Source organism: Yersinia sp. 2540 StPb PI, from assembly GCF_052217165.1.
In the GTDB taxonomy this organism is placed as follows: Bacteria; Pseudomonadota; Gammaproteobacteria; order Enterobacterales; family Enterobacteriaceae; genus Yersinia; species Yersinia enterocolitica_E.
Map to the genome: position 1 here is coordinate 3,256,277 of NZ_JAZGQC010000001.1, position 25,928 is coordinate 3,282,204.

Below are 25,928 nucleotides of genomic sequence, written 5' to 3' on the forward strand. Positions count from 1 at the left end.
GGCGCACTACGCAATTTCTTCTTAGGAAAGCGCAAAAAAATTCAAATAGCAGGTTTTTTATTCGCTGGTTCTGAGGGGACAAGAGTAGAAAACAACCTCGCCTGCTGCGGAAATACCACAGGCGTGCATAACCTAATTCCGCAGACAGGCATTTATTTAAGTGAAATTTAATCTGAGTAAAATATTAAATAACCAATTTAATTCATGTGGTCGCCAGTAATCTATTAGAAGAAATATTTAAATCTGGCACGGACACCATAGCGGTCATCGTTTTCAGCATTAACCACTTTATTATCAGGTGACACTTCCAATTTAGACCAGTAAGCACCAAGGTATAAATTAAAGTTATTCATATCCATGATATTGGCAATTTTATAGGAGGTGTGGATCGTGTGAACATCATATTTATCAGGCGAGGTTAATATCCCAGAGGTAACTACCCCTGCATTTGCACTGTTGAAATATTCGATATCATTGTGTGCGTAAATATAACCAATTTCAAAATTTCGCCATAAGATATTAGCCCCGGCACTGAAGTTCTTCTCATTGGTTGCATCCATATAAGCTGAGCTCAGATTAGCGACAATACCATTCTCAGGATCTTTATCCTGATTATTCCAAGTGAATGTTGCCCCATAGCCATTACGTTTCGATTGGTCCTGAAACTGGCCCTGATCATCACGATAACCATAGGCATTACTGATAACGTTACTTTCCATTGCTATAGCCGCAGAAAGGCTATCTTGTTTCCACGAAATCACCGGACGAACATATGCCACATTTTTTTCATTTTCCAGCGTATTACCATGATAAGTATTATTGGCAAATAACGTGGTTCCGTCTTTTAGAATGGTGTTAACTTCAAAATACCAGTTACCCAGAGTTTTACTGACCAGGAAGTTACCCCCATTGTTGCTGCGCCCACGGCCTTCTTTCATCATATAGATGTAACCATAGCCATCACTGTAAAGATCATTCGCGGTATTACCTGAGTGTTGGACAAACGTATCCTGATTCAGTGGGAACATATCATAGGCTTCAAAGCGACCGACTTTCACCTTCCAATCTTTCTCATGACCAAAGAAGAAGGCTGCATCATCGAGGTTCATATGACCACCAATATCAGCCAGTGGCTGTACAGTGAAACCCGCGAAATTGCCATTACTCATACGTCGATAACCATCCAGACCGATCAGTATTCTGCCATTAATATCCCATTGCTCTCTGCTCCCCGCTTTCCAGTCTTTATTTGCACTGGTGCGTAGAGAAGTGAGCTGCCCACTTTTACTGGCAGCATCCATATTAATCTCAACATCACCGTATAATTTCAGATTCCCTTGCGGGGTCTCCCAGGACACTTCAGCGAATACAGGCAATGATAAAAGACTGGTAAGTCCAACCAGTATAAACTTATTCATAATAACCATCTCTATTTAGGATAATGTGAAGTAAAGTATTAGGCTCTAAAAATAAAGGCGACACTCAGCCAACCCATTTTTAAAGAGTTAATGATTTATTTATTTTTATACCCAGAAGTATCTTTTTGGCAAATAACCAGCCATGGCTAAATATTCATATTTGACCTCAGTGCAATAGTTAATTTAAATATTTCTTTGAGTTACACAATGAATTTCATTTACCCAAGGCGACTTATCCTCGCTGATATAATAATACTAATTCATTGGTTAATTCACGGGCTAATAACGATGTCATTAAATGATCTTGAGCATGGACCATAATCAGTGTCATCGGTGTTTTGGCTTCCCCGGCATCTTGTTCGATAAGCTTGGTTTGCATCCGATGTGCGGCCTTGGTAAAGCCATCCGATTCCGATAACAGTGCATGCGCTTGAACAAAATCACCTTCACGGGCGGCTCGCAATGCCTCAAAACAAAGACTTCTGGCCTGACCGGCATTGACGATAATCTCCATTACGGCCTCTTCCAAATCAATCATTTCGCTCTACCTCATCAAAACCTTGATTATTTGCCGTTGCCGCAAACCATTCGCCACTTTTTTTCACGATACGTTGCTGCGTTTTCAAATCTAACTGAACAAAGCCATAACGATTTTTATAGGCATTACACCATGACCAGTTATCAATAAACGTCCACATATGATAGCCAAGGCAATGGCTCCCTTGCGCCAAAGCACGGTGAACCCATTTTAAATGCTCGGAAACAAACTCAATACGATAACTATCATCTATCTGACCGTTGTGGCTGAATCGCTGTTCATTTTCGACACCCATACCATTTTCTGAAATAAAACAGCGCGGGTTGCCGTAGTTTTTTCGCAAGTTGGTTAGGATATCGTAAATACCGGGTTCATAAATTTCCCAACCCCGGTGCGGGTTCATTTTGCAGCCCGGAATCTGATAATAATCGAACAACCATTCTGGCATAAAGGGGGCTTCTGGGTTAACCCGGCTATCGCGGCATTTAATTCTACGTGGCTGATAATAATTGATACCGAGTAAATCTACTTTACCCTCAACAATTAATTCACTGTCTCCAGGTTGGCAGGCAGGCAGTTGATCGTAATCTTTCAGTAATGCCGTCAGCTCAGCCGGATACTCGCCGCGTAATACTGGATCGAGGAAACTGCGATTAAAAAGTAAGTCGGCGATATTGGCCGCTTTTACATCCGCAGGATTTTCAGAACGCGGATACGACGGCGTGAGATTTAAAATAATGCCAATCTCACCACCTAACTCACGTTGGCGATATTTTTTCACCGCCAAAGCATGAGCCAGCACGGTGTGATAAGCCACTGTGGCCGCCCGTTTGAAATCCACTATATTCGGATAATGGAAATCGTAGAGATAGCCACCTTCGACTGGCACGATGGGTTCGTTGAAGGTAAACCAATGTTGTACCCGGTCACCAAATAAACGAAAACAGGTATCGGCATATTCAGCATAGGCGTCCACCACATAGCGGCTTTCCCACCCCCCCAGCTCTTGCATGACTGTTGGCATATCAAAATGAAACAGATTGATAAATGGGGTTATCCCCTGTGCCAGCAGTTCGTCAATGACACCATTGTAAAAATCCACTGCCTGCGGATTCACTTCACCTCGTCCGTTGGGGATCAGTCGCGCCCATGAGATGGAGGTACGGAAACTGTTGTGATTTAACTGTTTCAACAAAGCAATATCTTGCTGCCAATGTTGATAAAACGTTGATGTCTGTTGCGGCCCAATCTGCTGATGAAAACGCCCCGGTTGCTTGTCAAACCAAGTGTCCCAAACAGTGGCACTTTTACCACCACTCAAGCTTTCACCTTCGGTTTGCGGGGCTGAACTGGCACTGCCCCACCAAAAATCATGTGGAAATTGATACTTCATCATACTCTCCGTAAAGATTAATCTAATCACGACTTAGCGGGTTTCGGCTGACTCAGCAAAACTCAGTTGTTGCTCTTTTTCCTGGTCGGCTTTCAGCAAGCTGCGCTCATAAGCTTTGAGGAATGGGTAGTACATCACCGCCGAGAACACCATACATAACAGACACATAACTACCGGACTAAACGCCCAGTTGGCAGCCCAGGACGCACCAATTGGCGCAGGCGTCGTCCACGGGGTTAATGACACAACTTGCGCTATCCACCCTAATTTGGTCGCGATATAGGCCAATGTGGCGTTGATCATCGGAACGAATATAAAAGGCAGGAAGAAAACCGGGTTCATGATGATGGGGGCACCAAATAGAATCGGTTCATTAATATTAAAGAAGCTTGGAACTATCCCCATTTTGCCAATAGTGCGCAGATGAATGGCTTTACTGCGTAATAGCAGGAAGGCCAGCGGTAAAGTCGACCCCACACCACCGATCAATAGATAGTGATCCCAGAAACCTTGCAGATAGATATGAGGTAACGGCGCTCCGGCAGCTAAAGCCGCTTGATTCAGCGCTAAATTGGTCATCCAGAACGGGTTCATGATGCCGGTGACAATCAATGCGCCATGGATACCGGCGAACCACAAAATTTGGCATAACAGAACCGACAACAAAATGGCAGGCAGCGAATCTGAGGCAGAAACTAAAGGTGCCAACAGGTGCATAATCGCTTCTGGAATAATCATTCCTGTGGAGGATGCGATAAATAAATTCAGTGGATGCAATGTCGCAACCACTGCCACTACGGGGATCAGAATTTCAAAAGATCGTGCAACCCCGGTCGGCACTTCTTTCGGCAGGCGGATAGTAATATTGTGGCGTTTGAGGAATGCATACAACTCAGTGGAATACACCGCGGTAACGATGGCGGTGAAAATCCCTTGCCCTGAGAAATATTGGGTTGAAATGTGCCCATCAGCATAAGGTGCTGCTACCAGCAAAAAGGACATCAATGCCAGCAGACCGGTCATGATTGGGTCCAACTTATATTGCCGCCCAAGGCTGGCACCAATCCCCACCGAGATAAAGAAGGTCATCACCCCCATGCTGAGATTGAAAGGCAACATCAATTGCTCGCGATAGGTACTCGAGAAGTTTAACCAACCACGGGCAAAACCCCATGTGGTGTCCGCAGAAAACGGCGGGAAAATGAACACCAGCATAAATGAGCCAATAATCATAAACGGCAGTGCCGAAGTAAACCCGTCACGAATGGCGATTATGTATTTCTGTTGCCCCAGCCGCCCAGCCAGTGGCGTAATGGTTTGCTCTATCATTCCAACCATTGCTTGGTAAAGAGAACTCATTGCAGATACCTTTTATTTCACTGCATTAATAAGAGATAAGGCGAAGTCGAGCACCTTATCACCGCGTTGCATACCGTAATCCATCATGTCGATAGTCATCACCGGGATCCCTAACGGCTCAGCGATTGCCGCCAAATCACGTTGCATATATTTCACCTGTGGCCCCAATAGCACAACCTGATAGCGGCTGAACTGTTCATTGAATTCACTGGCACCGAAAGCATCAATCTGAACCTCAAGTCCGCGCGTTGCTGCCTCAGCCAACATTTTTTTCACTAACATGCTGGTAGACATCCCGGCGGAGCAGCACAACATTATCTTTTTCATTACGTATCGCCTCAGAGTGATTTGGTCATATTGAGCCTCATTGGAAACAAAATGGAAACCGGTTTCCATGCAAACGGAATGGATATGAGAGCGCGCTCAAATATTTAACCACTGAAAGATATGCAGTTGTGAAAGACGTCACAAAAAGCTAAGCACTGGGAACTGTTTTATTGGATACTCCTTGGTAACAACGGTTTCCGTTATGATGATCGCGGTATAGAATAGATGCAGTAAGACTGGAACCAAGGAAATAGGGAACTGACCAGGCCCTCTGGCCATTGATCAGATAAAGTGGAGTGAAGTTATGTCGACTATTAATGATGTATCGCGGTTAGCCAACGTATCTAAAGCTACAGTGTCCCGGGTGTTAAGCGGTTCACGCGGCGTCAAGGAAGAGAGCCGTCTGGCGGTGATGAAGGCCGTTGAGACTCTGAATTATAAACCGAATGTCATCGCCCAGTTTCTGACTGCACAGTCAACCGGGTGTGTCGGTGTGATTTGCGCTACTGAACACATTCAACAAACAACCAGTTATCTGTTTGCCTTGGAAAAACAGTTCAGCCAGCATCAAAAGCATTTATTACTGCGTTTTGCCGACAATAGCATCGGGGTAGCAAATGCCGTCGCTGAGCTCGCCAATGGTTTGTGCGATGCCATTATCATCATCGGGGCGCGCTTTGCGCTGCCATCTCATGATGAAAATATCATCATGATTGATTGTCTTGAGTCCTCTACCCCTAACAGTATTTTATTCGATCACTCATTCGCAGCAGAAACTGCCTGTCACTATTTGGTCAGTCAGGGCCGCCGACATATTGCGCTGTTAAATCATGCCTCTGGCACGGTGGCGGAACAGACGCTACTGGGTTATCAACGGGCGTTGGAGAATTACCTGATTCCCTATAACCGCAGTTTAGTGATGGGTAACGTTCACTCCTCTTCAGAGGCGTTGCAGACACTATTGAATAACGGTGCACAATTTAATGCGCTGTTGGTAATGGATGAAATCGAAGCGCAAAAGGCCATCTCGCTATTGCATGTCTTCAAGCGTACCGTTCCTGATAAAGTGATGGTTTTCAGCCTGGATGGTTCAGTGCAATTACCCGGTATCCCGGCAGTGCCAGCAATCGAGTATTCATTAGAAACATTGGCGAGAAAAGTGGTCGACTTAATTGATGCCCGCGCGGGTAAACATGTAAATCCGCAGGTTTTCCGGGGTAATTTGGTTGTTCCACATGGATTAATTGAGTAACGCTAGCCCTTTAGGTGGTAGATAATGCATAGCATTCAGACCGAATATGAAACTATCCGCGCATCTCTCAGTAATAGCGCGCAGGTCATCACCCTGCTGCATATTGGTCGTGATGCAAGCACGGTAATTACTGACCCGACGGGTGCTCAATGGCCACTTACCGTGGGTGATACCCATACAGCTCAGCGCTATTTTCGCCACAATCCGCCAACGGCTGATGAGATGGAAACCGCCATTATGGTGGTTGAAGATGAAGTTATCCGTATTAGCCCCGCGCTGAATAAAACCTCGCAATTAGTCACCACCGATAGCGAGATAGCCGAGATAGCCGAGATAGCTCAGCTCGCGGGTTTGCCTTTACAGAGCGAAATGCACTTATCGCTTGAGGCGGTAGAGCGGGTGTTTGACAGGCTGGCGGCGGTAATGATGGGTAGACCCGCAGCCTCTGAAGGGATACCGGCAGATAATGTGTTTGCCGCACGCTTGCTTATCCTGCGTGAGTTTATGCATCACTTGCAGTTCCCGGCGATTACGATATTAAAGTTGTAAAACGAGAGTCAGTCATCAGCGCCGCCACAAGGCGCACTGCCGATGAGATTATAGCTGATGGGGTTAAAGCGGGTTGAACACTGACAGTGGCTGTTTTCGCAGCACACTGCCAGGCTCGTTTTAGCGTTTTTCTTCTATCAATACAGCATGTTATTTGCGGGCTTTAGGATCCAGATTATCCGCAGGCAATTCTCCCGGTAAGTAATCAGGCAAGCGGCCTGCTGGGAAGATAGCCAGCAGTGATAGCAACGCCATAATCAGTAAGCCAAATTTCAGCGCTCGTAAACGTGCCTCTTCATTGACTCGCACCGCTTCGGCAACCTGTTCAGGTGTCGCCGTCGTCTGAGCTAACACACCTTGCAGGCGGTCATTGCTGACGAAGTTGATGCTGTCCATATTGATCTGAGCCTGAATTTCTGGCGTCAGAATTGGCGTTTCAGCCACACCACGCAGCACGTTAGCACTGAGCAAACCGACCAACAAAGCACCGGCAACCGCAGTACCGATGGCATTTGCCAGGTTGTTAGTCGTACCACGCAACGAACCAACATCGCCTGCCAACTCTTTCGGTGATGCACTGACTAATACGTTAAACAGCAAGGTCACCAATGCGCCCTGTGCCAGACCGAATACCACCAGGCCGAACAGTACCGCGAACTCACTCCAGTTATTGCGCACCACGAATGCCAACCACAACAGGGCGATGGTACAGGTGATAAAACCATAACGGCCGATTTTGCGTGGTGTCAATTTCTTGTAGAAACGGACTATCAGCATCGCGGAGAAGAACACTGACAAGTTAAATGGCATCATGGCAATCGCTGTTGCCATCGGGGTACTGCCCTGCACTATCTGGATATACAACGGAACTGAGAAGTTCAACATCGCTTCCAGTGCGACCACGGCAAACATAGCGAATACTGCCGCTTTTTCCGTAGATGAGGTAATCACTTCCAGTGCCAGTAACGGTGTTTTACCTTGTTCCTGACGGCGACGGGTCCAAACCACAAACGCCTGACCCAACACAATACCCAATACAATCATGAAGGGCGCGGGTGAGAAGCCTAACAAATCAAAGGGCGCACCATCACGCACCAGACCGAAGCCCCAGCGGTTCAGGTTATTAAAACCAAACGACAGCAGAATAATCGCCGATGCCGCCAGTACCACCCCAAACACATCGATGCCCACTTCAGGACGACCGTTATCAGATTTCAATCGGAAGCTCAGCACAAAGATCACGGCTGATAACACAATCAAAATACCGAACGCTGGACGCCAGCCGATATAGGTACCCAGGACACCACCGATCAGAAACGCCGCGACACCCGCACCGGCTCGAGCTGAGCCTAAAGCGCCGAGCGCCGTCGCCTGTTGTGTACCACGGTAGTTTTCAGCGATCAAAGCGACCAGTGCTGGCACCAAAGCCGCCCCCGCCAAGCCACTTAATGCTTGCGCACTGATCATTACAGTAACATTCGGGCTGAATGTCATCATGACCTGCGCGATACCAAACAGCAGTACTGTGCTGCGAAATACCACCAGCGGCCCAAAACGTTGGTTGAGTTTGGCACCCAACATCACGAAGCCCGCAACAGATAATGAGTACATAACAATCGCGGTGGCGATGGTGGTGGGTGGCACATTAAAACTTTTTACCATCCCACCCAACGCGACCGGTAGGGAGGCAACGTTGAATGACATCAGAATCTGGGCTAATGCGATGGTTATCATCGGCACCCAGGATTCTTTAACTTCCGCACCAGCGCGGTGAGTTGATTGATTCGCCATAAATTCTCTATCCTTTTGACATGTATTCTTGTTTTCGAGCCCTTTGGCTTGCGAGATAATTTCGTCTACCAAGTGCTCTCGTTCTTAAATCAACCTTGCACACGAAACAATATGACTGTCAGCGCAATGCTCAGATCGTGTAACTCAACTCTTTTCGGTGTAAGGCTCAGAAACAAACATGTCCATCCCAAGACTACGTGATAAGAACCGGGCAGCCAGTTGCCCTTTAACGCTGTTACCCGCACTGTCAAGTAGCGGTGCAAACGTCCCTAACCCCCCCTTTCCAGGTGACACTGTCACAATTCCACCACCAATACCGCTTTTGCCCGGCAGACCAATGTCATAAAGCCAGTCACCAGACGTTTCGTACAACCCTGCTGTTACCATTACCGCTAATGCGTAATGACATACATCGTTGTCCACCACCCGCTCGCGAGTCAGTGGGTTAACCCCACCATCAGCCAGTGTCGCGCCCATCACCGCAAGATCTTTGGCGCTGACATTCAGCGAACATTGGCGGGTATATAAGTCGGTAGCAATAAGAGGATCGCACCCCAAACGGCCATAACCATGCAGCACATTAGCGATACCACGGTTACGGAAGTTGGTTTCACAGGCAGATTGATACACTTCTTCGTTTAGTGTCAGCTTGCGTCCGGCAAAACGGCACAATCCGTCATAGATGAATTTCCACTGCTCATCACTGGTTGATCCAGGTACCAGACTGGTGGTGGCAATCGCACCGGAGTTCACCATCGGGTTAGTGCGGCCATCTGGCGTGCGTTCAATCGCAGTAACGGAGTTAAATGCCATACCGGTGCTGTTCACGCCCAGTTTTTCACGTGCGACTTTGGCTCCGATAGCCTGACAAACCAGTGCAAACACAAAGGGTTTGGAGACACTCATGATGGTAAACTCAACATCTACATCACCGGCAGAATGCACTTTACCGTTGGTGCCAACCATGCAGACGCCAAACAGATTCGGCGCAACGCGTTCCAATGCAGGATAAACGCTAGAAACTACACCTTCGGTATCTGCACCAAAACGTTTATGAGCTTCTTGCACCAATTTAACCACAGTGTCTGGGTCAGGTAGATGCCCGGTGGATACGTAGTCGATAATTCCATTCTTGCTATCATCTGTAGGCATATTCGCTATCTCCCGTTTACCTTTTGTTTATTTTTCTGTCTTTTTTTTTGCCTCTATCGCTTATTTTAGGCGACAGTAATACTTTCACATTTTAATTTATATAAAATGGTAATAATGAATCCTGACTTCTTTCACCTTTGGTTTTATCAATTAATCATGAAATTCTTAAGCTAAGATAGCTTAGGTTTAGAAAGCTGTATATCAGTTGTTTTCAATATATTGATTATTTTTGGTCAGACGAGAGAACAACGATACTATTGCAGTATCATGACATTAGCGATATGTGATAGGCGTAATGACGTAGGAATGATTTAATTAGCGGTAGTAGATTAGTAGGTAAGCTGACATTAAATTAGCATAATAGTGAGTGATTACTGGCAAAGTGTTGGGGAATAATCGCCACAGGGAAAGTGAATGTAATAAGAATCCGCCTGGCCTGCGGACTCTTATTATTAGTTTATTCCTATCGACTGCTGTTCTTTATACCAAGACCCATGCCAACCATACCAAAGCAAATCCGGTTAGCCCCATCAGCGTCGTCAATACTGTCCAGGTTTTTAATCCATCAGCGACGGAAAGCCCCAGATAACGTGTTACCACCCAAAATCCAGCATCATTAACATGGGATAACCCCAAGCCACCAAAACACGCCGAAAGGGTCACCAATACTAACTGCATGCTATCAAGCCCGGTAACCGCTTGGGTCAGCAAACCACTGGTAGTCAGGATTGCTACGGTAGCCGAGCCTTGAGAAGCACGTAACGCCAGCGAGAGCAGAAAAGCCGCGGGAATTAAAGGCAAGTGGATAGCTTCCAGTGAAACCGCCAATGCTTTGCCAACACCAGACTCAACCAGAACCTTACCAAAAGCGCCACCAGCGCCAGCAACCATAATGACCGCCGCCGACGTTGGAATAGCATCCCCCATAATCTGTTCTATTTTGTCCTTGCCCCAGCCACGGCGAATACCCAACAGATAGGTTGCTAACCCCAGAGCAATTAACAATGCAATGGCGGGCGTACCGATAAGCACGATAACTTCTCGCAGCAAGCTCTCTTCAGGCAACTCGGTGGCAGCCAACGAACCTAGCATGATCAAGGCGATGGGAATAATGATAAGTGAAGCAATTAACCCCGCCCCCGGGATTCGGTCGCGAATATCCTTTGCCGGTTCAGCAGCAATCCCGGTTTCAGGTTTTGCCAACTGCAACTGCTCCAATACGTCAATTGAAAGCGCATAGTTACGGCGATTCATACTCTTCGCGACCCAATACCCTATCAGCCCGACCGGAATAGAGATAAGGATGCCAATCATCATTAGCCGCCCCATATCCGCACCCAATAGCCCAGCCGCCGCAGCTGCTCCCGGATGAGTTGGCAAGGCCACATGTACTGTTAGCATGACCCCGGCCATAGGCAGGCCAAATTTAATGGGTGATACTTTAGCAACTTTAGCGAAACCATAAATAAGCGGGATAACAATGATAAAGCCAACTTCAAAAAATACCGGGATCCCCAAAATAAAGGCAGTCAGGGTTAATGCCATGACCGTGCGCTTGATCCCCAATGAGCCAGTAAATCGTTGAGCCAGAGATTCCGCACCACCGGAGGCTTCAATCAGCCCTCCCAGCATTGACCCAAGCACAATAATTATGGTTATCGAACCAAGCAATCCGCCCATACCGGACATAATCACTTTCATGATATTACTGACCGGAATACCTGTTGCTATTGCAACCAACAAACTGACAACCAATAGCGCAACAAAGGGATGGACCTTGGCTTTAATGACCAATATTAATAAAAGTAAAACGCTGGCAACAGCAATAGTCAGCAGTAGGGAGGTAGACATTATTTAAACCTCGATAACAAAAAATATTACATGGGTTGTTTGTTATGTGCTTATTGGCACTTTTCTATTAATTTTATTCTGAGCCACACCCGCCTAATGCGAGTAGCGAAGAAATAGCGCGCGGCCGCCAAACGACGTCACGATGTTTTCTCGACTCTGTAATTATTATTTCTGTGATTCAAACAACCCGGTGAAGTGTTCGATACCAGCAGCTATGATTGGTAAGGTTTTATCCAGCCTAAGCCTGCCATCGTATTAGCCCGTGGTTGATACTCGCAACCAACCCAGCCGCTATAGTTAATACTATCGAGTAGATCGAATAAGTACGGGTAGTTAATCTCCCCTTCATCTGGTTCATGACGATTCGGCACCGAGGCAATTTGAATATGGCCATAGCGCCCAGCTAAAGAGGTAATTAACTGACTGAGGTTGCCATCCACTATTTGCGCATGGAAGAGATCCAATTGGGTAAATACATTAGGGCGGTCGATAACATTAGCCAGTTCCAAGGTTTGATACTGGCTGGAAAAAAGATAATTAGGTTTTATTTTCGGGTTTAACGCCTCAATCATTACCTTAATATTATGTTCGGCAAAGCGGTCAGCCGCATAGCGAATATTTTCAACAAATGTCTGCTGATAAGCTGCACGATCGGCCCCCACCGGCACCACACCGGCCATCACATGGACTGACGGGCACCCCAGCACTAATGCATACTCCAACGCCAAATCAATATCGCGGCGCGCCTCTTGCTCCCGGCCGGGTAGTGCCGTCAGCCCCCATTCACCGCTACTGGTATTTCCAGGTGCGGTATTAAACAGCACTTGCTGCAAGCTGTTTTCTGCCAGTATCTGTGCAAGGAGTGCCGCCGGATAGTCGTAAGGGAATAGAAACTCCACCGCACTGAAACCGGCATCTTTGGCCGCCTTAAAGCGATCCAGGAAAGGAACCTCGGTAAACATCATTGATAAATTAGCCGCAAACTTAGGCATCTTTAACTCCTTAACTCTGCAATTTCGTCATCAGTCAAATAGCGAATAGGTCGGTCACCCAGCGTAAATATCAGACGAGCGGTTTCCTCTAGCTCCTCCATATTATCAGCGGCTTCCCGTAGGCTTTTACCCACCACAACCGGGCCATGATTTGCCAGCAGGAAAGCACGATAATGGGGTGCCAGCTTTGCCAACGCCTCACCCAACCGCGCATCACCTGGACGATAATATGGCACCACCGGGACATCGCCGACCCGCATCACCACATAAGGTGTAAAGGGCTTGATGGCATTACGGCTATCCAACCCTTGTAAGCAGGAAAGCGCTGTCAGATAGAGGCAATGGAGGTGAACAACTGCTTCACAAGCAGGGTTATTAAGATAGATTGCGCGATGAAAACTGACCTCTTTTGACGGTTTATCACCTGAGATCCATTCACCTTCCAAACTGACTTTTGATAACCGTTCCGCATGCAGTTCACCCAGACAGGAACCTGTTGGTGTGGCCAATAATGTGCCATCAGCCAGTTTCATTGACAGATTTCCCGCTGAGCCGGTGGCGTAGCCCCGTTGGAAAAAGGACGCGCCTAACTTAACCATCTCTTCCCGCGCTTGCTGCTCATTCATACTGCGAACTCCGTTTGTGCTCTGGCAAAAAAGTTTTCGTCACCAAAATTACCTGACTTCAACGCCAGTGAAACCGGATGATCTGTGGATTTTACCCAAGGTACTCCCGGTGAGATTGCCGGGCCGATATGGAAAGCTTGAATACCCAGTGACTGCGCAACAATCCCTGAGGTTTCGCCACCCGCCACGATAAAACGCTGGAAGCCAAGTTGTTGTAAACGGTGTGCAATGGTACCGAACAGCCGCTCTACCGCCTCACTACTGGCAGCCGCCCCCCACTGCTGCTGAATTTTTTGTAACACCTCGGGTTCAGCGGTGGCATACAGTAACGGTGCCAACGGACCGCCCGCATTTTCCATTACCCATGCGCATAACTCTTCAGCATAAGATTCAGGTTCATTTAGGCAACGGGCGATATCTATCGATTGGCTAGGCGCTTGTGGTGCATAACGAGCCACTTGACGGTTGGTCATCGCCGAGCATGACCCCGACAGCACTACACACAGTTTGCCTTGTGGTGCACCAGCAGATGTGGCTTGCGGCTGATGGGACTCATCACAAGCCCATTGCCGTGCCAGACCGATGGCCAAGCCGGATCCCCCGGTCACCAGTACCATGTCGCGTACTGCTTCACCCTGCGTGAGCAAGTGACTCTCGTTTAAGCTATCCAGCACCACATAACGTATGCCCTCTTCCTTCAGGCGAGTGAGCTGTGATCTCACGGCCTGAACCCCTTGGTCCATCACTGTACTGTTGATTAATCCACTGCGACCGCGCGCTTGTGCGTCCATCAGCCGCAAGAGATTGCTGTCTGTCATCGGCGTCACTGGGTGATTGCGCATCCCCGACTCCGCCAGCAGTTGCCCCATCACAAACAGGTAGCCCTGATATACCGTCCTTCCATTCACTGGTAGCGCCGGAGAGATGATGGTTTGTTGTTGACCCAGTGCATCCAGTAATGCATCAGTGACCGGGCCAATATTGCCTTGCGCGGTGCTGTCGAAGGTTGAGCAGTATTTGAAGTAGAATTGTTGGCAGCCCTGCGCTTGTAACCATGCCAGGGCCGCCAGTGAGTCCGCCACCGCAGTTGCCGTTGGGCAAGATCGTGATTTCAGGCTGACCACTGCCGCATCGGCATTCACATGATAATCGGCATCAGGCACACCATTGATTTGCACCGTCGACATGCCATTTTCCACCAGAAAACTGGCAATATCGGTCGCACCGGTAAAATCATCCGCAATTACACCGAGTCGCATTAGATATTCTCCTGTTTTTCCGGCAAGGTAATACCACTGAAAATCTTGATTACCGCGCTGTCATCCTGCTGACCAAAACCGGCATTACTGGCTGAAGTAAACATGTTGAAGGCGGTTGATGCCAATGGCAGAGGAAAGTGCAGCGCTTTGGCGGTATCGGTCACCAGCCCTAAATCTTTTACAAAAATATCTACCGCCGATTTGGGCGAATAATCACCATCCACGACATGGCGCATACGGTTTTCAAACATCCACGAGTTACCCGCGGCATGGGTGACAACTTCATACATCGTATCCAACGGGATCCCCGCGCGCGCGGCCAGTGCCATCGCTTCGGCACCGGCAGCAATATGGACCCCGGCTAACAACTGGTGGATAATTTTCACGGTTGCGCCCAGGCCAATTTCATCACCGATGCGATAAACCTGCCCGGCTACCGCGTCTAATACTGGCTGTAACTTTTCGAAGGCAGCACTGCTACCGGAGGCCATTACCGTCATTTCACCCGCAGCAGCTTTCACTGCGCCGCCCGATACTGGCGCATCCAACATAATGAGGTTATGTGCCAACAGCCCTTGCTCGATCAATTTGGCATCCTGGGCTGAGATAGTTGACGACACCATAACGGCAGTGCCGGGCCTTAATTTGGCCGCCAACCCCTGCTCGCCCAATAGAATCTGTTTTACTTGAGCAGCATTCACCACCAGCACCACAACGGCATCCAATTTATTGGCAAAATCATCCGCGCTGACTTGGGCGCTTATCGCGCCATTTTTTCGTAAGGTTTCCAGTGCCAGCGGATTAAGATCAACGCCGTAGGTCTGTAGCCCGGCTTTAATACAAGACTGTGCGGACCCCATTCCCATAGAGCCTAGCCCGATAACGCATACTGATAGTGTTTCTGCGTGAGTCATATTCTCTCCGTGTTAATTTTGGTGATAATTTGATTTCTTATGTTAAGCATAGCCGGAGGTAAAGGCTGTTATCGTGAGTTAAATCACAATAATTAACACAAAAAATCATTAAATCACATCATTTCACATTTGCCCATTCAGTAGCTCAACCCTGCATTCAGCAGCAAAATTAATCAATTAGCTATTTTTACCGCCTTTTTTTACCCGCAACATCACCCATCTCACCGCGGTGCGTAACATTTACGTTAAAAAATGAGAAAGAAATTTTCACTCTTGACGTATAATCACATTAATTACCATCCTATAGCCCGCAAGTGGGTGAATTTGGCGAGGAGTTAACGTGATACCGGTTGAACGTCACCAACAGATTCTGGCACTGGTTGCCGAACGTGGAGTGGTTAGCATTGCTGAACTGACTGATCGTTTAGGCGTATCACACATGACTATTCGCCGTGACGTGCAGAAGCTGGAAGAGCAAGGCGCGGTGTTATCAGTGTCAGGTGGGGTGCGCTCCACTGAGCGGCTGGCCGCAGAACCCTCGCATCTGGATAAGACACTGATGTATAGCAGCCAGAAAAATGCCATTGGCATGTCAGCCGCACTGCATATCCCACGTAATAGCTGTATTTATCTTGATGCGGGAACAACGACACTGGCACTGGCGCGCCAATTGGAAGCCAGGGATGATTTATTGGTGGTAACTAATGACTTCGTCATCGCCAACTTTCTGATTGAATCCTGCCAATGCAGAATGATTCACTCCGGCGGCACACTGTGTCGTGAAAACCGCTCATGTGTCGGTGAGGCAGCAGCCCGCGCCCTACGAAACTTGTCCATCGATATCGCTTTTATTTCCGCATCCTGCTGGGGATTGCGGGGTATCTCTACGCCAGACGAAGATAAGGTGGTGGTCAAACGAGCAGTCTGTGAAGTCAGCAGTAAGCGCGTGCTACTGGCTGATGCGTCAAAATACGGCAAAATAGCCACCTATCTGGCATTACCGTTAGCTGATTTTGATGTGGTTATCACTGATAGCAGTTTATCGGCAGCGGCCCATGACGAGTTGGCCGATAAAGAGATTGAATTGATCATCGCCTCCGCCCCCCGCCTGGCAAATTGATGATAAAACCGCTTGTAGCGGTTCCTTGCGCGGCAAATGGGACAACCGCCTGACAGCATTCAGTTTGAATAATTATATAAATCGTTATGTAGTTAAAGTAATTCTAAGTCTTAGCATCCTAATAAATAAACGGCGTAAACTATAGGGTAATTGAGTTTACCCGTTTATTTAGCTTACCGCTGATTCACCCACCCCCATTACCTCAATCTAGCGGTCGATGCATCACACTGGTCAGTGTCTCTGGAGCATGACATGAACAACGCAACAACGGCAGCAAAGCAAAAAGTGCCGTTACGGCTCAGCACCACGATTACCTTGATGGTTTCTGGGGTCATTGTCTCGGTGCTGTTGGTGGTTCACACCCTGTTCTTTATTCAGCTCAGTCAAATGGCACAGGATAGTTTGCAAGACAAGGCCGTTGCCGTAGCACGCACATTATCGTTCTCGCCCACGATTATTAACGGATTGAGTGACCCGGCTGCCGGACGGCAGATTCAGGCTTATGCCAGTGAAGTTCAGAAAGCCAATGGTCTGTTGTTCATCGTGGTTACCGATATGAAAGGCATCCGTTATTCACACCCTAATCCTGAAATGATCGGGCAACACTTTATCGGTAATGATCTGCAACCCGCGCTTGAGGGGAAAGAGAACAGTGCGATAAACCGTGGCGTCCTTGAGCGAGCATTACGTATTTTTATTCCGGTCTATGAGCCGCACGGCAAACAGCTAGGGGTGGTCGCTATTGGTATCTCACTGACCAGTATCGATTCGGTAGTGAGCGAAACTCGCTGGACCATTCCCTGGACCATATTATTCGGAGCTCTGATTGGCTCCTTGGGCACCTGGTTTTTAGTCAAAGCGCTTAAACGAATTATGCTAGGTTTCGAGCCGTATGAAATATCTAATTTATTCGAACAGCGTAACGCCATGTTGCAATCCATTAAGGAAGGCGTCATTGCGGTTGATGCCAACTCACGCATTACCGTCGTTAACCATGAAGCAAAGCGCTTATTTAAACAAAGTGGGCCGATGGAGAACTTATTATTAAGTAATGCCAGCAAATATTGGCCGGTGCGCTTGTACTTACAGCAAGTATTGGAAACGGGCATCGCTCGCCGTGATGAAGAGATAAACTTTAATGGCAGCATATTACTGACCAACACCGTTCCGGTAATAGTAAAAGGCGATATTATCGGTGCCATCGCCACCTTCCGAGATAAAACTGAAGTGAGCCAACTGATGCAACGCTTGACCGGTATGGTGCACTATGCCGACGCGTTGCGGGCGCAGTCACATGAATTTATGAATAAACTTCATGTCATTTTGGGTCTGTTGCATATGAAGTATTATCAGCAACTTGAAGATTACATCGTTAAAACCTCCAATAATTATCAGGCAGAAATTGGATCGCTGCTGCGTAAAGTAAAATCGCCGGTGATAGCCGGTTTCCTGTTGGGGAAAATTAACCGTGCGCGCGATTTGGGGATAACCTTATCCATCAGTGACGAGAGCCTGCTCCCCGATACCGATAATGAGCAAGTGACCACCACTTTGATTACGGTGTTGGGTAATCTAATCGAGAATGCCATGGACGCCATTGGTAGCCTGAGTCAACGGGAGATCAATGTCAGCTTCCACTATCAAAATGGCCGGATACATTGTGTTGTCAGCGATGATGGGCCGGGTATCGCATCAGAATTGCAAAGCCGTATTTTTGATAATGGATTTTCCACTAAAGGAAATGAGCACGGTATCGGTTTGAGCCTGGTGCGTCAGAGTTTAGAGAGTATTGGTGGCAATATAGAATTTGATTCTGAAGCGGGCGTTTTTACCCAGTTCTTTATCAGCCTTCCTTACGACATCACACCGAATGACATTCCTTCAAACAACATCAGCGCGGTAAATCATGATTAATGTATTGATAGTAGATGATGATGCAATGGTAGCTGAGCTGAACAAGTGCTATCTGAGCCAAGTGGCGGGCTTTAACTGCTGCGGTACGGTGTCCAGTTTACAGCAAGCCAGAGAGCATTTGATGACAACAGAACACCCCATTGACCTGGTGTTATTGGATGTTTTTATGCGCCAAGACAATGGCTTGGATTTGCTGCCAGTGTTGCGTGAATTCAGCGAACATACTGACGTGATTGTTATTTCATCTGCTACCGATGTGAATACCATCAAGAAAGCGCTGCAATACGGCGTAGTGGACTATTTAATTAAACCCTTCCAGTTTTCGCGTTTCGAAGAGGCACTCTCCACTTACCGGGAAAAACAGAGTTTGCTGGGACAACGTGAATATTGTGCTCAGGAAGATGTCGACTCATTACTGCGGCGTAGCAATGCGACGCCAGCTGAGCGCAAGAAACTACCCAAGGGGCTGACAGCACAAACACTGCGCACGGTGTGTGAATGGATTCAGGAAATGCAGGATGGGGAATTTTCAACCGAACAGATGGCCAACGCCATTGGTATTTCACGGGTTTCTTGTCGCAAATATTTGATTTACCTTTCTGATACCGAAGTTTTAAGCACTAAGGTACTTTACGGTGCGACCGGTCGGCCAGTTTATCTCTACAAGTTGCTACCCAGTCAGCAAGAAGTATTAAAGCAGTATTGCCAGTAATGAGCCGCACTGCCTCGAAGCTGTTTTTATCAATCAGCACGCACCAAAACTGTCCTGATAAAAAACCAGCGGCATCCGCTCAGGGATGCCGCTGATGACCTCAGTCTTATCGGGCTGTTATTTACATAATCCAACCCAACAGTAACGTAGCCCCAATGACGGTGGACGCACCGCCGATACGGGTTGCTATCTGGGCAAATGGCATCAGTGACATCCGGTTCGAGGCAGAGAGAATAGCAACATCACCGGTGCCACCTAGCCCGCTGTGGCAACTGGTGACGATCGACGCTTCAACCGGATACATATTCAGATAGGGCGCGATAATAAAACTGACCGCGGCCATCGACAACACCACCGCACCACACACCACCACATAACCGACAGAGAATACGGCGACGACACTTTCCAGTGGAACATACAGCATCCCCAATCCTATCATCAGCGGCCATACCAGTGTGGTGGAGACGAATTTATACCAACTGTGCGCACCTTGTTCCATTTTCGACGGAATAACCTGCGCATATTTACACATCACCGCAATCAAAATCATCAGCACCGGGCCGGGAATGTGGACAATCTTTTCAAATAAGCCCCCGACAATAAAGAAAGCACAGGTCATTAATAACCCACCGCCCATCAGTTGGAAATCGGCTTGCTTTGGCCCTTCCTGGGCGGTGAATACCGCATTATCTTGTGCCGAGCGAATTAACATCCCCTCGCCATTGAGATCCTTGCGACGCAGACCAATACGCGCCAGCACCCCGGCACAAATAATAGCGAAAATATTCCCCACCACCGCAGCCGGTGCCAGTTGAGCCACATACACATCAGGAGCCTGACCAAGGATAGCCGAGTAAGCCAACGATAATGGCAAGATGCCCTCGCCAATACCGCCACCGATGATAGGTACAATAATAAAGAAGAAGGTGTGATAGAGAGTAAAACCAAATAATTTACCCACCAGCAAACCCGTAACCACCGCCGTAATGGTTCCCACCACTAGCGGGACAAACATCCGGGTCATTCCCTGAATAAGCACCACGCGGTTCATCCCAAGAATACTGCCGACCACCAGACTGGCGATAACAAAATAGAGTAAGTTCGCCTCTTTCATCAGCAAATGGACAGTATCCAAGGTGTTGGTTTGGAAAATACCAAAATAAACCAAAACCGAGGGCACCATTAAACACAAAATTGCTGGCCCACCGATATCTTTCAACAGCGGTATGTGGCGGCCGATATGTGATAAAACAAAACCCATCGTCATGATTACAGCCAGCCCGCCAATCATATTTTTGGGTAAGTAACTGGCATAAGCCGAAATGAATACAATGGCTGAAATAGTCATAAATAATGCCATGGGCATAGTATTTATGTTCATCTGATTTATGTGTGCAATAACTCTCTTGATTGCAGATTTCCCCGACATGTCAATCTGTTCGACGGGGGTAAGCACGACATCCTGATTTATTTTTTTCATTTTAGACCTACTATTGGGTAGCACCTAAGGAACGGGAGGTAACGGATCTAATGCTTTAGCCGGTTATAGTGATTTGATATTTGTTTTGACAGATGTTTCTCAATGAGGCATCGACCAACCTGGCACTTAAAAATCATTATTGATGTTAAAAACAACACAAAAAAAATTCAAATGTGAATATAGAATGGCAAACTACCACTCTATTTAAAATAAAAAAACAGTTAAGGTGAGACGATGTATTGTATTTGCGAGGATATCGTCAAGTTTATTTTAATTAACTTAACTTGGTGTTTTGTAATTAAATAATCTGAAGGATGTGAGATTTGTCTGTTATACTTTTTTGTCGCTGACAGACAAACCCATACTGAAATACCACCGGTTGTTATTTGGTGCTACTCTTCATCTATTGACGAGCCTGCAATACGAACTAAATGAATGATTAAATACAACATTTCATCATTTGAGAGAGTAATACTGAGCAGATTTTTGATGTATTCACCGATTAACATACTGCAACGGTACTCACCAGGGTACTCGCGGATCATTTGTTCAAAAATAAAGTCATCTTTGGTTTCTATCTGGTTACTTTCAATCATACGCTGGATAAAAAATTGCATATGTGTCAAAAAGCGTTGGTAATTTAGCGAATCTTGATCAATTACAACATTAAAATGGTATTTAATAATATTAAATATGTCTTTCAACATCTTAACTGAGAGCAGTGTACTTTCCATACTCTGAATATCAGTTTGACCATTAACCAAGTGGAAAGCTATATTTCCCGCTTCCTCTTCAGGTAACTGAATATTGAGTTTCTCATTTAAGTATTTAACTGCTTGTTGCGCAATAGAAAATTCATGCGGATAAAATCTTTTTACTTCGTATAACAATCTATTTTGGATTGAAATCCCTTTGTGAAAACGTTCGATGGCAAAGGTAATATGGTCCGTTAGAGTAAAAAATAGCTGTTCACTAAGTTTTCCCTTCAGGCTGGCATTAGCGTCACTCATAATATTCTGCACCAAAGATATATACTCTTCTGGCGTATTTTCGATCAACCTAACATATTCTCTACTGGTTTGATTTTTTTGTACCACATAGACTTTTTCTATTTTCCCAGCATCAATCGCATCACCAATTTTGCTATTAAATCCAATACCTTTCCCCATAACAATAACTTCATTATTGTTGGCATCGACAGATAAGACCAGGCTGTTATTCAATACTTTAATGACATCCATTTTTCTAGCCACCTCTGTCTTTGCGCCGCAATGACTTTATATCATGATTAGCCCGGTCTACCGGGCTGTCTAGTATGCCAACTGTTCATCTGCCGTGGGCGGTTCTCTGCCGCCCAGAATATCAAACTACGGTCAAAGATACTGACCATTTGAGGCAATGACTTGTTGATACCAGGTAAAACTGGCTTTTTTTATACGCCTTAGGTCGAGTAAATCATGTTCATTCCGATTGACATAAATAAAGCCATAGCGCTTACCATAGCCCTGATGCGTGCTGACAACATCAATAACAGACCACGGGCAGTAGCCCATTAGCTCTACACCATCGCTGATAGCCAACTGCATTTGTTCTATATGTTTACGCAGAAAATCAATACGATAGTCATCGTTAATCTGATCGTCGCTTTGCAGCGAATCCGGTGCGCCAATACCATTTTCGCTAATCAGGATGGGCAGATGGTAGCGCTCATACGTCTTACGTAACGTGAGACGTAACCCAATGGGGTCGACCACCCAGCCATAGCGGGTTTTATCCACAAACGGATTTTCTGCTGCGCGATACACGCCCGGTTCACCCAACATGATCTGCTGATCTCCGGCACGGGCCGTGATATCTGAAGCATCGCCCCGACTGGCAGCAATAGTCGCCGTCGAATAATAGTTAATTGCGACAAAATCCGGCCGCCCTTGTGACAAGATTTCACTGTCACCACTTTCCACCGTGGGCACTAATCCACGATCCTGCAAATAACGCCACGCCAACGCATTGTAACGACCATACACCGCCACATCGAGAAAACTCCAGCAGCGTAATGTTTCCCAGTTATGGGCTGCGATAGCATCTTGTGGTGCACAGGTTTCCTGATACATCGATGTGGTATTTATCGCCGGACCAATTTTACCTTCCGGGCACATTTGATGACACAACGCCATCACCTGCGCCTGTGCCAACATCATATGGTGACTCTGCTGATATAAGGATTTTTTATCCGGTAATTGACCATCGGGCGGAGTACCAATTGCCCCAGGATGGAGGATCATGGTGTTCTGCTCATTAATCGTCAGCCAATATTTTACTTTGCTACCAAAATGGCTAAACAGCACTTTGGCGTATTCAACAAAGGCGTCAATCGTGGCGCGATGCCCCCACCCACCCTGCTGCTCCAGACAATAGGGCAAATCAAAATGGTAAAGTGTGACAACTGGCTCTATGCCGTAATGATTAAGTTCATCAATCAAATTCTGATAAAACGCGATCCCCGCAGGATTAACCGCCCCCGAACCATCAGGGATAATGCGGGTCCAGGCGACAGAAAATCGGTATGCCTTTAAGCCTAATTCGGCAAATAACTTAACGTCTTCTTTATAGTGATGGTAGTGGTCACTGGCGATTTTAAAATCTGCCGTCCCTGTTGGGTGCTGGCACATATCAATGATCGATGGACTTTTACCGTCTTCATCCCAGGCACCTTCAACCTGATAGGCAGAGGTGGAACCGCCCCAGAGGAATCCTGCTGGGAAGTTCTGTAATTGTTGATAAATCATAACCGCCCCCTAACCACGTGCACCCAGAGTAATAATCGGCTCACCAAACTGAGTTGGCCCGCTAGCTGCACTGCTAACCTGCGAATACGCATCACTGTTTACAATCAATACCGGTGTGACGATATCGTAGCCTGCCTGAGTAATGGCGCTGATATCAAAACTCACCAGCAGGTCGCCCACCATGACACGATCCCCCACTTGCAGCGTCGAACTGAAGTACTGACCATTTAAGTTGACGGTATCAATACCGATATGAATCAAAACCTCAGCCCCGTCGTCTGATTTAATTCCGACAGCATGTTTACTGGGTAAGAACGTCATAATTTCACCTGTTACTGGGGCGCGCATTTCCCCCACATCAGGGATAATAGCCACCCCCTGCCCCAACAATCCCAGAGAAAACACATCATCGTTAACCTGACCTAATGGGATTAATTTTCCGCTTAATGGGCTACTTATGACTGCCGCCTGAGCCGCTGTCCCCGGAGTTCTCGCCACGGAGGCAGGCAAGGGAACGTTATCACTTTCATCAACTTGCGCTTGTTCATCTACCGGGTCTTCAAAGCCCAATACCCAGGTCAGGGCGAAAGTGACCACAATAGCAATCACGCAGGTTATTAATGCGTGCACAATGTTCATTGGGTTTTCGCCAATAAACGCCGGTAATGCAGCCAGCCCTGGTGATACAAAGGCGTAACGCACCACACCACTTAACCCCGCATAAACACCGGCGCAGCCCCCACCGATCATTGCCGCCACCAGCGGGCGTTTCAGCTTCAGGGTCACGCCATATAATGACGGCTCGGTTATTCCCAAAAGTGCAGTGAAGCCTGCTGAAGATGCCAGTTGTTTCAAGTTCTTATTCTTCGTTTTGAAGGCGACACAGAGTGTCGCCGCCCCCTGAGCAATATTGGATGCCAACATACCGGGGCCATTGATCATCTCATAGCCTTGCTTAGTCAATTGCATGGTTGCAATCGGGGTCATGGCCCAAGCCGTGCCCGTAATAACCAAGAAGGGTTGCAGCGCCCCCATTAGCATGGGAATAAGCCAACTGGCTTTCGTGTTTATAATGGCAGCACCACTGCCCACCATATCATTAAGAAAGATACCAAATGGCCCGATCACGACTAATGCCAAAGGAGCAGTAATCAATAATATAATCATTGGCTTGGTAAAAAATTTAATCATCGAGGGCGAAATTCGCTCGGCAAAGCGCTCGACATAAGACATCAACCAAACGGTAAAGATAATCGGTAATACCGAACCGGCATAATCAGCCAATCTAACCTGAATACCGATAAAGCTAACTGCGTCACCTTTTACCAACATTTGTGCCACATTCGGGTGTAACAGTGCCCCGGCAATCGTCATTGCCAAAATAGGATTACATTCAAACTTAATCGCGGCACCATATGCCAGCAGAACCGGCAGGAAAAAGAATGCCGCATCCGCAATGGTATCGAGCAGCTGATAAGTGGTACTGCTAGCTGTAATCACACCGGTGAGTTTCAAAATTGCCAGCAACGCCTTAATCATCCCGGCTCCGGTAATAGCCGGAATGACAGGGGTAAAGGTGGTAGAAATCACACTGATTATCTGGCTGAAAATACCATTTTTGGTTTTATTTTTATTGCCCTGCTTCTCTGGTGTTGGCGCACTGCCAATTTCTTTCAATATCGTCCGATAGGTTTGCTGCACGTTGTTGCCGACAACTATTTGAAACTGGCCTCCTCGCTCGACCACACTGATCACACTGATCACACCCTCCAGTTTTTCAATCTGTTTAGCATCAACTTTAGTGTCATCGTTAAACTCAAAACGCAAGCGGGTGGCGCAATGTGTTAACTTACTGACATTATGCTTCCCCCCGATCAATGCTAAGATCTTCAATCCTAACTGCTGGTAATCCATCGCTATTCCCCTGAATTTATCACTTAAAAAAAAAACAAAAAAAAAGACCAAAACAAAAATGCACCCGCGGACGGGGGACACTTTTATTTTGGTCTTGCCTGCTTTACCAGTAACACGCCTCAATAAAATTATGGCAATAAATATAACTATTGCGCTATCAGTATCATCATTGAAGGTGAGAGAATGCAATATCATTCTCGGAAAACTGTGTGTTAGATCTCATATGGCATCTTACGCAGTACGCTTTATGCACAGCACTAAGTCGAGGCGATTCGAATAAGAGTTTCTGCAACTTACCTATTAGATTGAGTCACGTTAATACAACGATCTAATTGCTTAATAAATATCATCGTAAATATTAACTGCGCTACACAAAAATAAATTATAAATTTTAAAATTAACACTTAGAAAAACAATATATTATTTTTATCTATAATAAGATAAATTGCAATTTTATGTGAAGCAATAATCTTAATAAATACACTCAATATAAGAAGGGTTTATTTGTGAATAATATACAGCCAATCTATAACTCCGATCCGAAACAATTCTACTTTCATAAATGTAACAATGAGTTAAGA

Annotated in this window: 21 protein-coding genes; 5 read left to right on the top strand and 16 right to left on the bottom strand. The window is 46.7% G+C overall.

Annotated features, from left to right (window positions below):
* Window positions 1-224: 224 nt before the first annotated feature.
* From V1956_RS14875 to V1956_RS14895, 5 genes are all read right to left on the bottom strand, one after another.
* A complete protein-coding gene (locus tag V1956_RS14875; protein WP_372558840.1) occupies window positions 225-1,427 on the bottom strand; it encodes a carbohydrate porin in 1,203 nt (400 codons plus the stop codon).
* 223 nt (window positions 1,428-1,650) lie between these two features.
* Window positions 1,651-1,956, bottom strand: a complete 306-nt coding sequence (locus tag V1956_RS14880) for a PTS lactose/cellobiose transporter subunit IIA (RefSeq protein ID WP_083159078.1) — start codon at window positions 1,954-1,956, stop codon at window positions 1,651-1,653.
* Complete coding sequence (locus V1956_RS14885; RefSeq protein ID WP_442825816.1) at window positions 1,949-3,349, bottom strand: glycoside hydrolase family 1 protein; 1,401 nt, start codon at window positions 3,347-3,349, stop codon at window positions 1,949-1,951. The genes V1956_RS14880 and V1956_RS14885 overlap by 8 nt, the downstream gene beginning before the upstream one ends.
* A 33-nt stretch (window positions 3,350-3,382) precedes the next feature.
* Window positions 3,383-4,708, bottom strand: a complete 1,326-nt coding sequence (locus V1956_RS14890) for a PTS sugar transporter subunit IIC (protein WP_372558839.1) — start codon at window positions 4,706-4,708, stop codon at window positions 3,383-3,385.
* Window positions 4,709-4,720: 12 nt separating this feature from the next.
* Window positions 4,721-5,035, bottom strand: coding sequence for a PTS sugar transporter subunit IIB (locus tag V1956_RS14895; protein WP_042569652.1), 315 nt, complete (start codon window positions 5,033-5,035; stop codon window positions 4,721-4,723).
* Window positions 5,036-5,339: 304 nt separating this feature from the next.
* Between V1956_RS14895 and V1956_RS14900 the strand changes: the two genes are divergently transcribed.
* On the top strand, window positions 5,340-6,287 hold the full coding sequence (locus V1956_RS14900) for a LacI family DNA-binding transcriptional regulator (protein WP_420074759.1): 948 nt from the start codon (window positions 5,340-5,342) through the stop codon (window positions 6,285-6,287).
* Window positions 6,288-6,311: 24 nt separating this feature from the next.
* Window positions 6,312-6,836, top strand: a complete 525-nt coding sequence (locus V1956_RS14905; RefSeq protein WP_442825281.1) for a hypothetical protein — start codon at window positions 6,312-6,314, stop codon at window positions 6,834-6,836.
* Between the two features lie 150 nt (window positions 6,837-6,986).
* Here V1956_RS14905 and V1956_RS14910 read toward each other — a convergent pair whose 3' ends face one another.
* From V1956_RS14910 to ltnD, 7 genes are all read right to left on the bottom strand, one after another.
* A complete protein-coding gene (locus V1956_RS14910) occupies window positions 6,987-8,627 on the bottom strand; it encodes an MFS transporter (RefSeq protein WP_083159083.1) in 1,641 nt (546 codons plus the stop codon).
* Window positions 8,628-8,771: 144 nt separating this feature from the next.
* A complete protein-coding gene (gene glsA / locus V1956_RS14915; protein ID WP_372558836.1) occupies window positions 8,772-9,779 on the bottom strand; it encodes a glutaminase A in 1,008 nt (335 codons plus the stop codon).
* Between the two features lie 480 nt (window positions 9,780-10,259).
* Complete coding sequence (locus V1956_RS14920) at window positions 10,260-11,630, bottom strand: GntP family transporter (protein ID WP_083159085.1); 1,371 nt, start codon at window positions 11,628-11,630, stop codon at window positions 10,260-10,262.
* 212 nt (window positions 11,631-11,842) lie between these two features.
* Complete coding sequence (gene otnI / locus V1956_RS14925; protein ID WP_372558834.1) at window positions 11,843-12,622, bottom strand: 2-oxo-tetronate isomerase; 780 nt, start codon at window positions 12,620-12,622, stop codon at window positions 11,843-11,845.
* Between the two features lie 2 nt (window positions 12,623-12,624).
* Window positions 12,625-13,248: a 3-oxo-tetronate 4-phosphate decarboxylase gene (otnC, locus tag V1956_RS14930; protein WP_372558833.1), complete on the bottom strand. Its 624-nt coding sequence runs from the start codon at window positions 13,246-13,248 to the stop codon at window positions 12,625-12,627.
* Window positions 13,245-14,507 carry a 3-oxo-tetronate kinase gene (gene otnK / locus V1956_RS14935; protein ID WP_372558832.1) on the bottom strand — a complete coding sequence of 421 codons (1,263 nt, stop codon included), beginning with the start codon at window positions 14,505-14,507 and terminating at the stop codon, window positions 13,245-13,247. The genes otnC and otnK overlap by 4 nt, the downstream gene beginning before the upstream one ends.
* The gene (ltnD, locus tag V1956_RS14940) at window positions 14,507-15,421 is read right to left on the bottom strand and encodes an L-threonate dehydrogenase (protein ID WP_420074762.1); all 915 of its coding nucleotides are present in this window, start codon (window positions 15,419-15,421) and stop codon (window positions 14,507-14,509) included. The genes otnK and ltnD overlap by 1 nt, the downstream gene beginning before the upstream one ends.
* 340 nt (window positions 15,422-15,761) lie before the next feature.
* Here ltnD and ygbI point away from each other — a divergent pair, with 340 nt between their 5' ends.
* From ygbI to dcuR, 3 genes are all read left to right on the top strand, one after another.
* Window positions 15,762-16,541, top strand: a complete 780-nt coding sequence (gene ygbI, locus V1956_RS14945; protein ID WP_372558830.1) for a DNA-binding transcriptional repressor YgbI — start codon at window positions 15,762-15,764, stop codon at window positions 16,539-16,541.
* Between the two features lie 252 nt (window positions 16,542-16,793).
* The gene (locus V1956_RS14950; protein ID WP_372558829.1) at window positions 16,794-18,455 is read left to right on the top strand and encodes a sensor histidine kinase; all 1,662 of its coding nucleotides are present in this window, start codon (window positions 16,794-16,796) and stop codon (window positions 18,453-18,455) included.
* Window positions 18,448-19,167, top strand: coding sequence for a two-component system response regulator DcuR (gene dcuR / locus V1956_RS14955; RefSeq protein ID WP_372558828.1), 720 nt, complete (start codon window positions 18,448-18,450; stop codon window positions 19,165-19,167). The genes V1956_RS14950 and dcuR overlap by 8 nt, the downstream gene beginning before the upstream one ends.
* Before the next feature lie 121 nt (window positions 19,168-19,288).
* Here the strand turns inward: dcuR and V1956_RS14960 are convergent, their stop codons facing one another.
* From V1956_RS14960 to V1956_RS14975, 4 genes are all read right to left on the bottom strand, one after another.
* The gene (locus V1956_RS14960) at window positions 19,289-20,647 is read right to left on the bottom strand and encodes a 2-hydroxycarboxylate transporter family protein (RefSeq protein ID WP_372558827.1); all 1,359 of its coding nucleotides are present in this window, start codon (window positions 20,645-20,647) and stop codon (window positions 19,289-19,291) included.
* Window positions 20,648-21,039: 392 nt separating this feature from the next.
* A complete protein-coding gene (gene licT / locus V1956_RS14965) occupies window positions 21,040-21,888 on the bottom strand; it encodes a BglG family transcription antiterminator LicT (protein ID WP_442825282.1) in 849 nt (282 codons plus the stop codon).
* A gap of 132 nt (window positions 21,889-22,020) precedes the next feature.
* Window positions 22,021-23,433, bottom strand: a complete 1,413-nt coding sequence (locus tag V1956_RS14970; RefSeq protein ID WP_442825283.1) for a glycoside hydrolase family 1 protein — start codon at window positions 23,431-23,433, stop codon at window positions 22,021-22,023.
* Window positions 23,434-23,442: 9 nt separating this feature from the next.
* Window positions 23,443-25,347 carry a beta-glucoside-specific PTS transporter subunit IIABC gene (locus tag V1956_RS14975; RefSeq protein WP_442825284.1) on the bottom strand — a complete coding sequence of 635 codons (1,905 nt, stop codon included), beginning with the start codon at window positions 25,345-25,347 and terminating at the stop codon, window positions 23,443-23,445.
* Window positions 25,348-25,928: the final 581 nt, after the last annotated feature.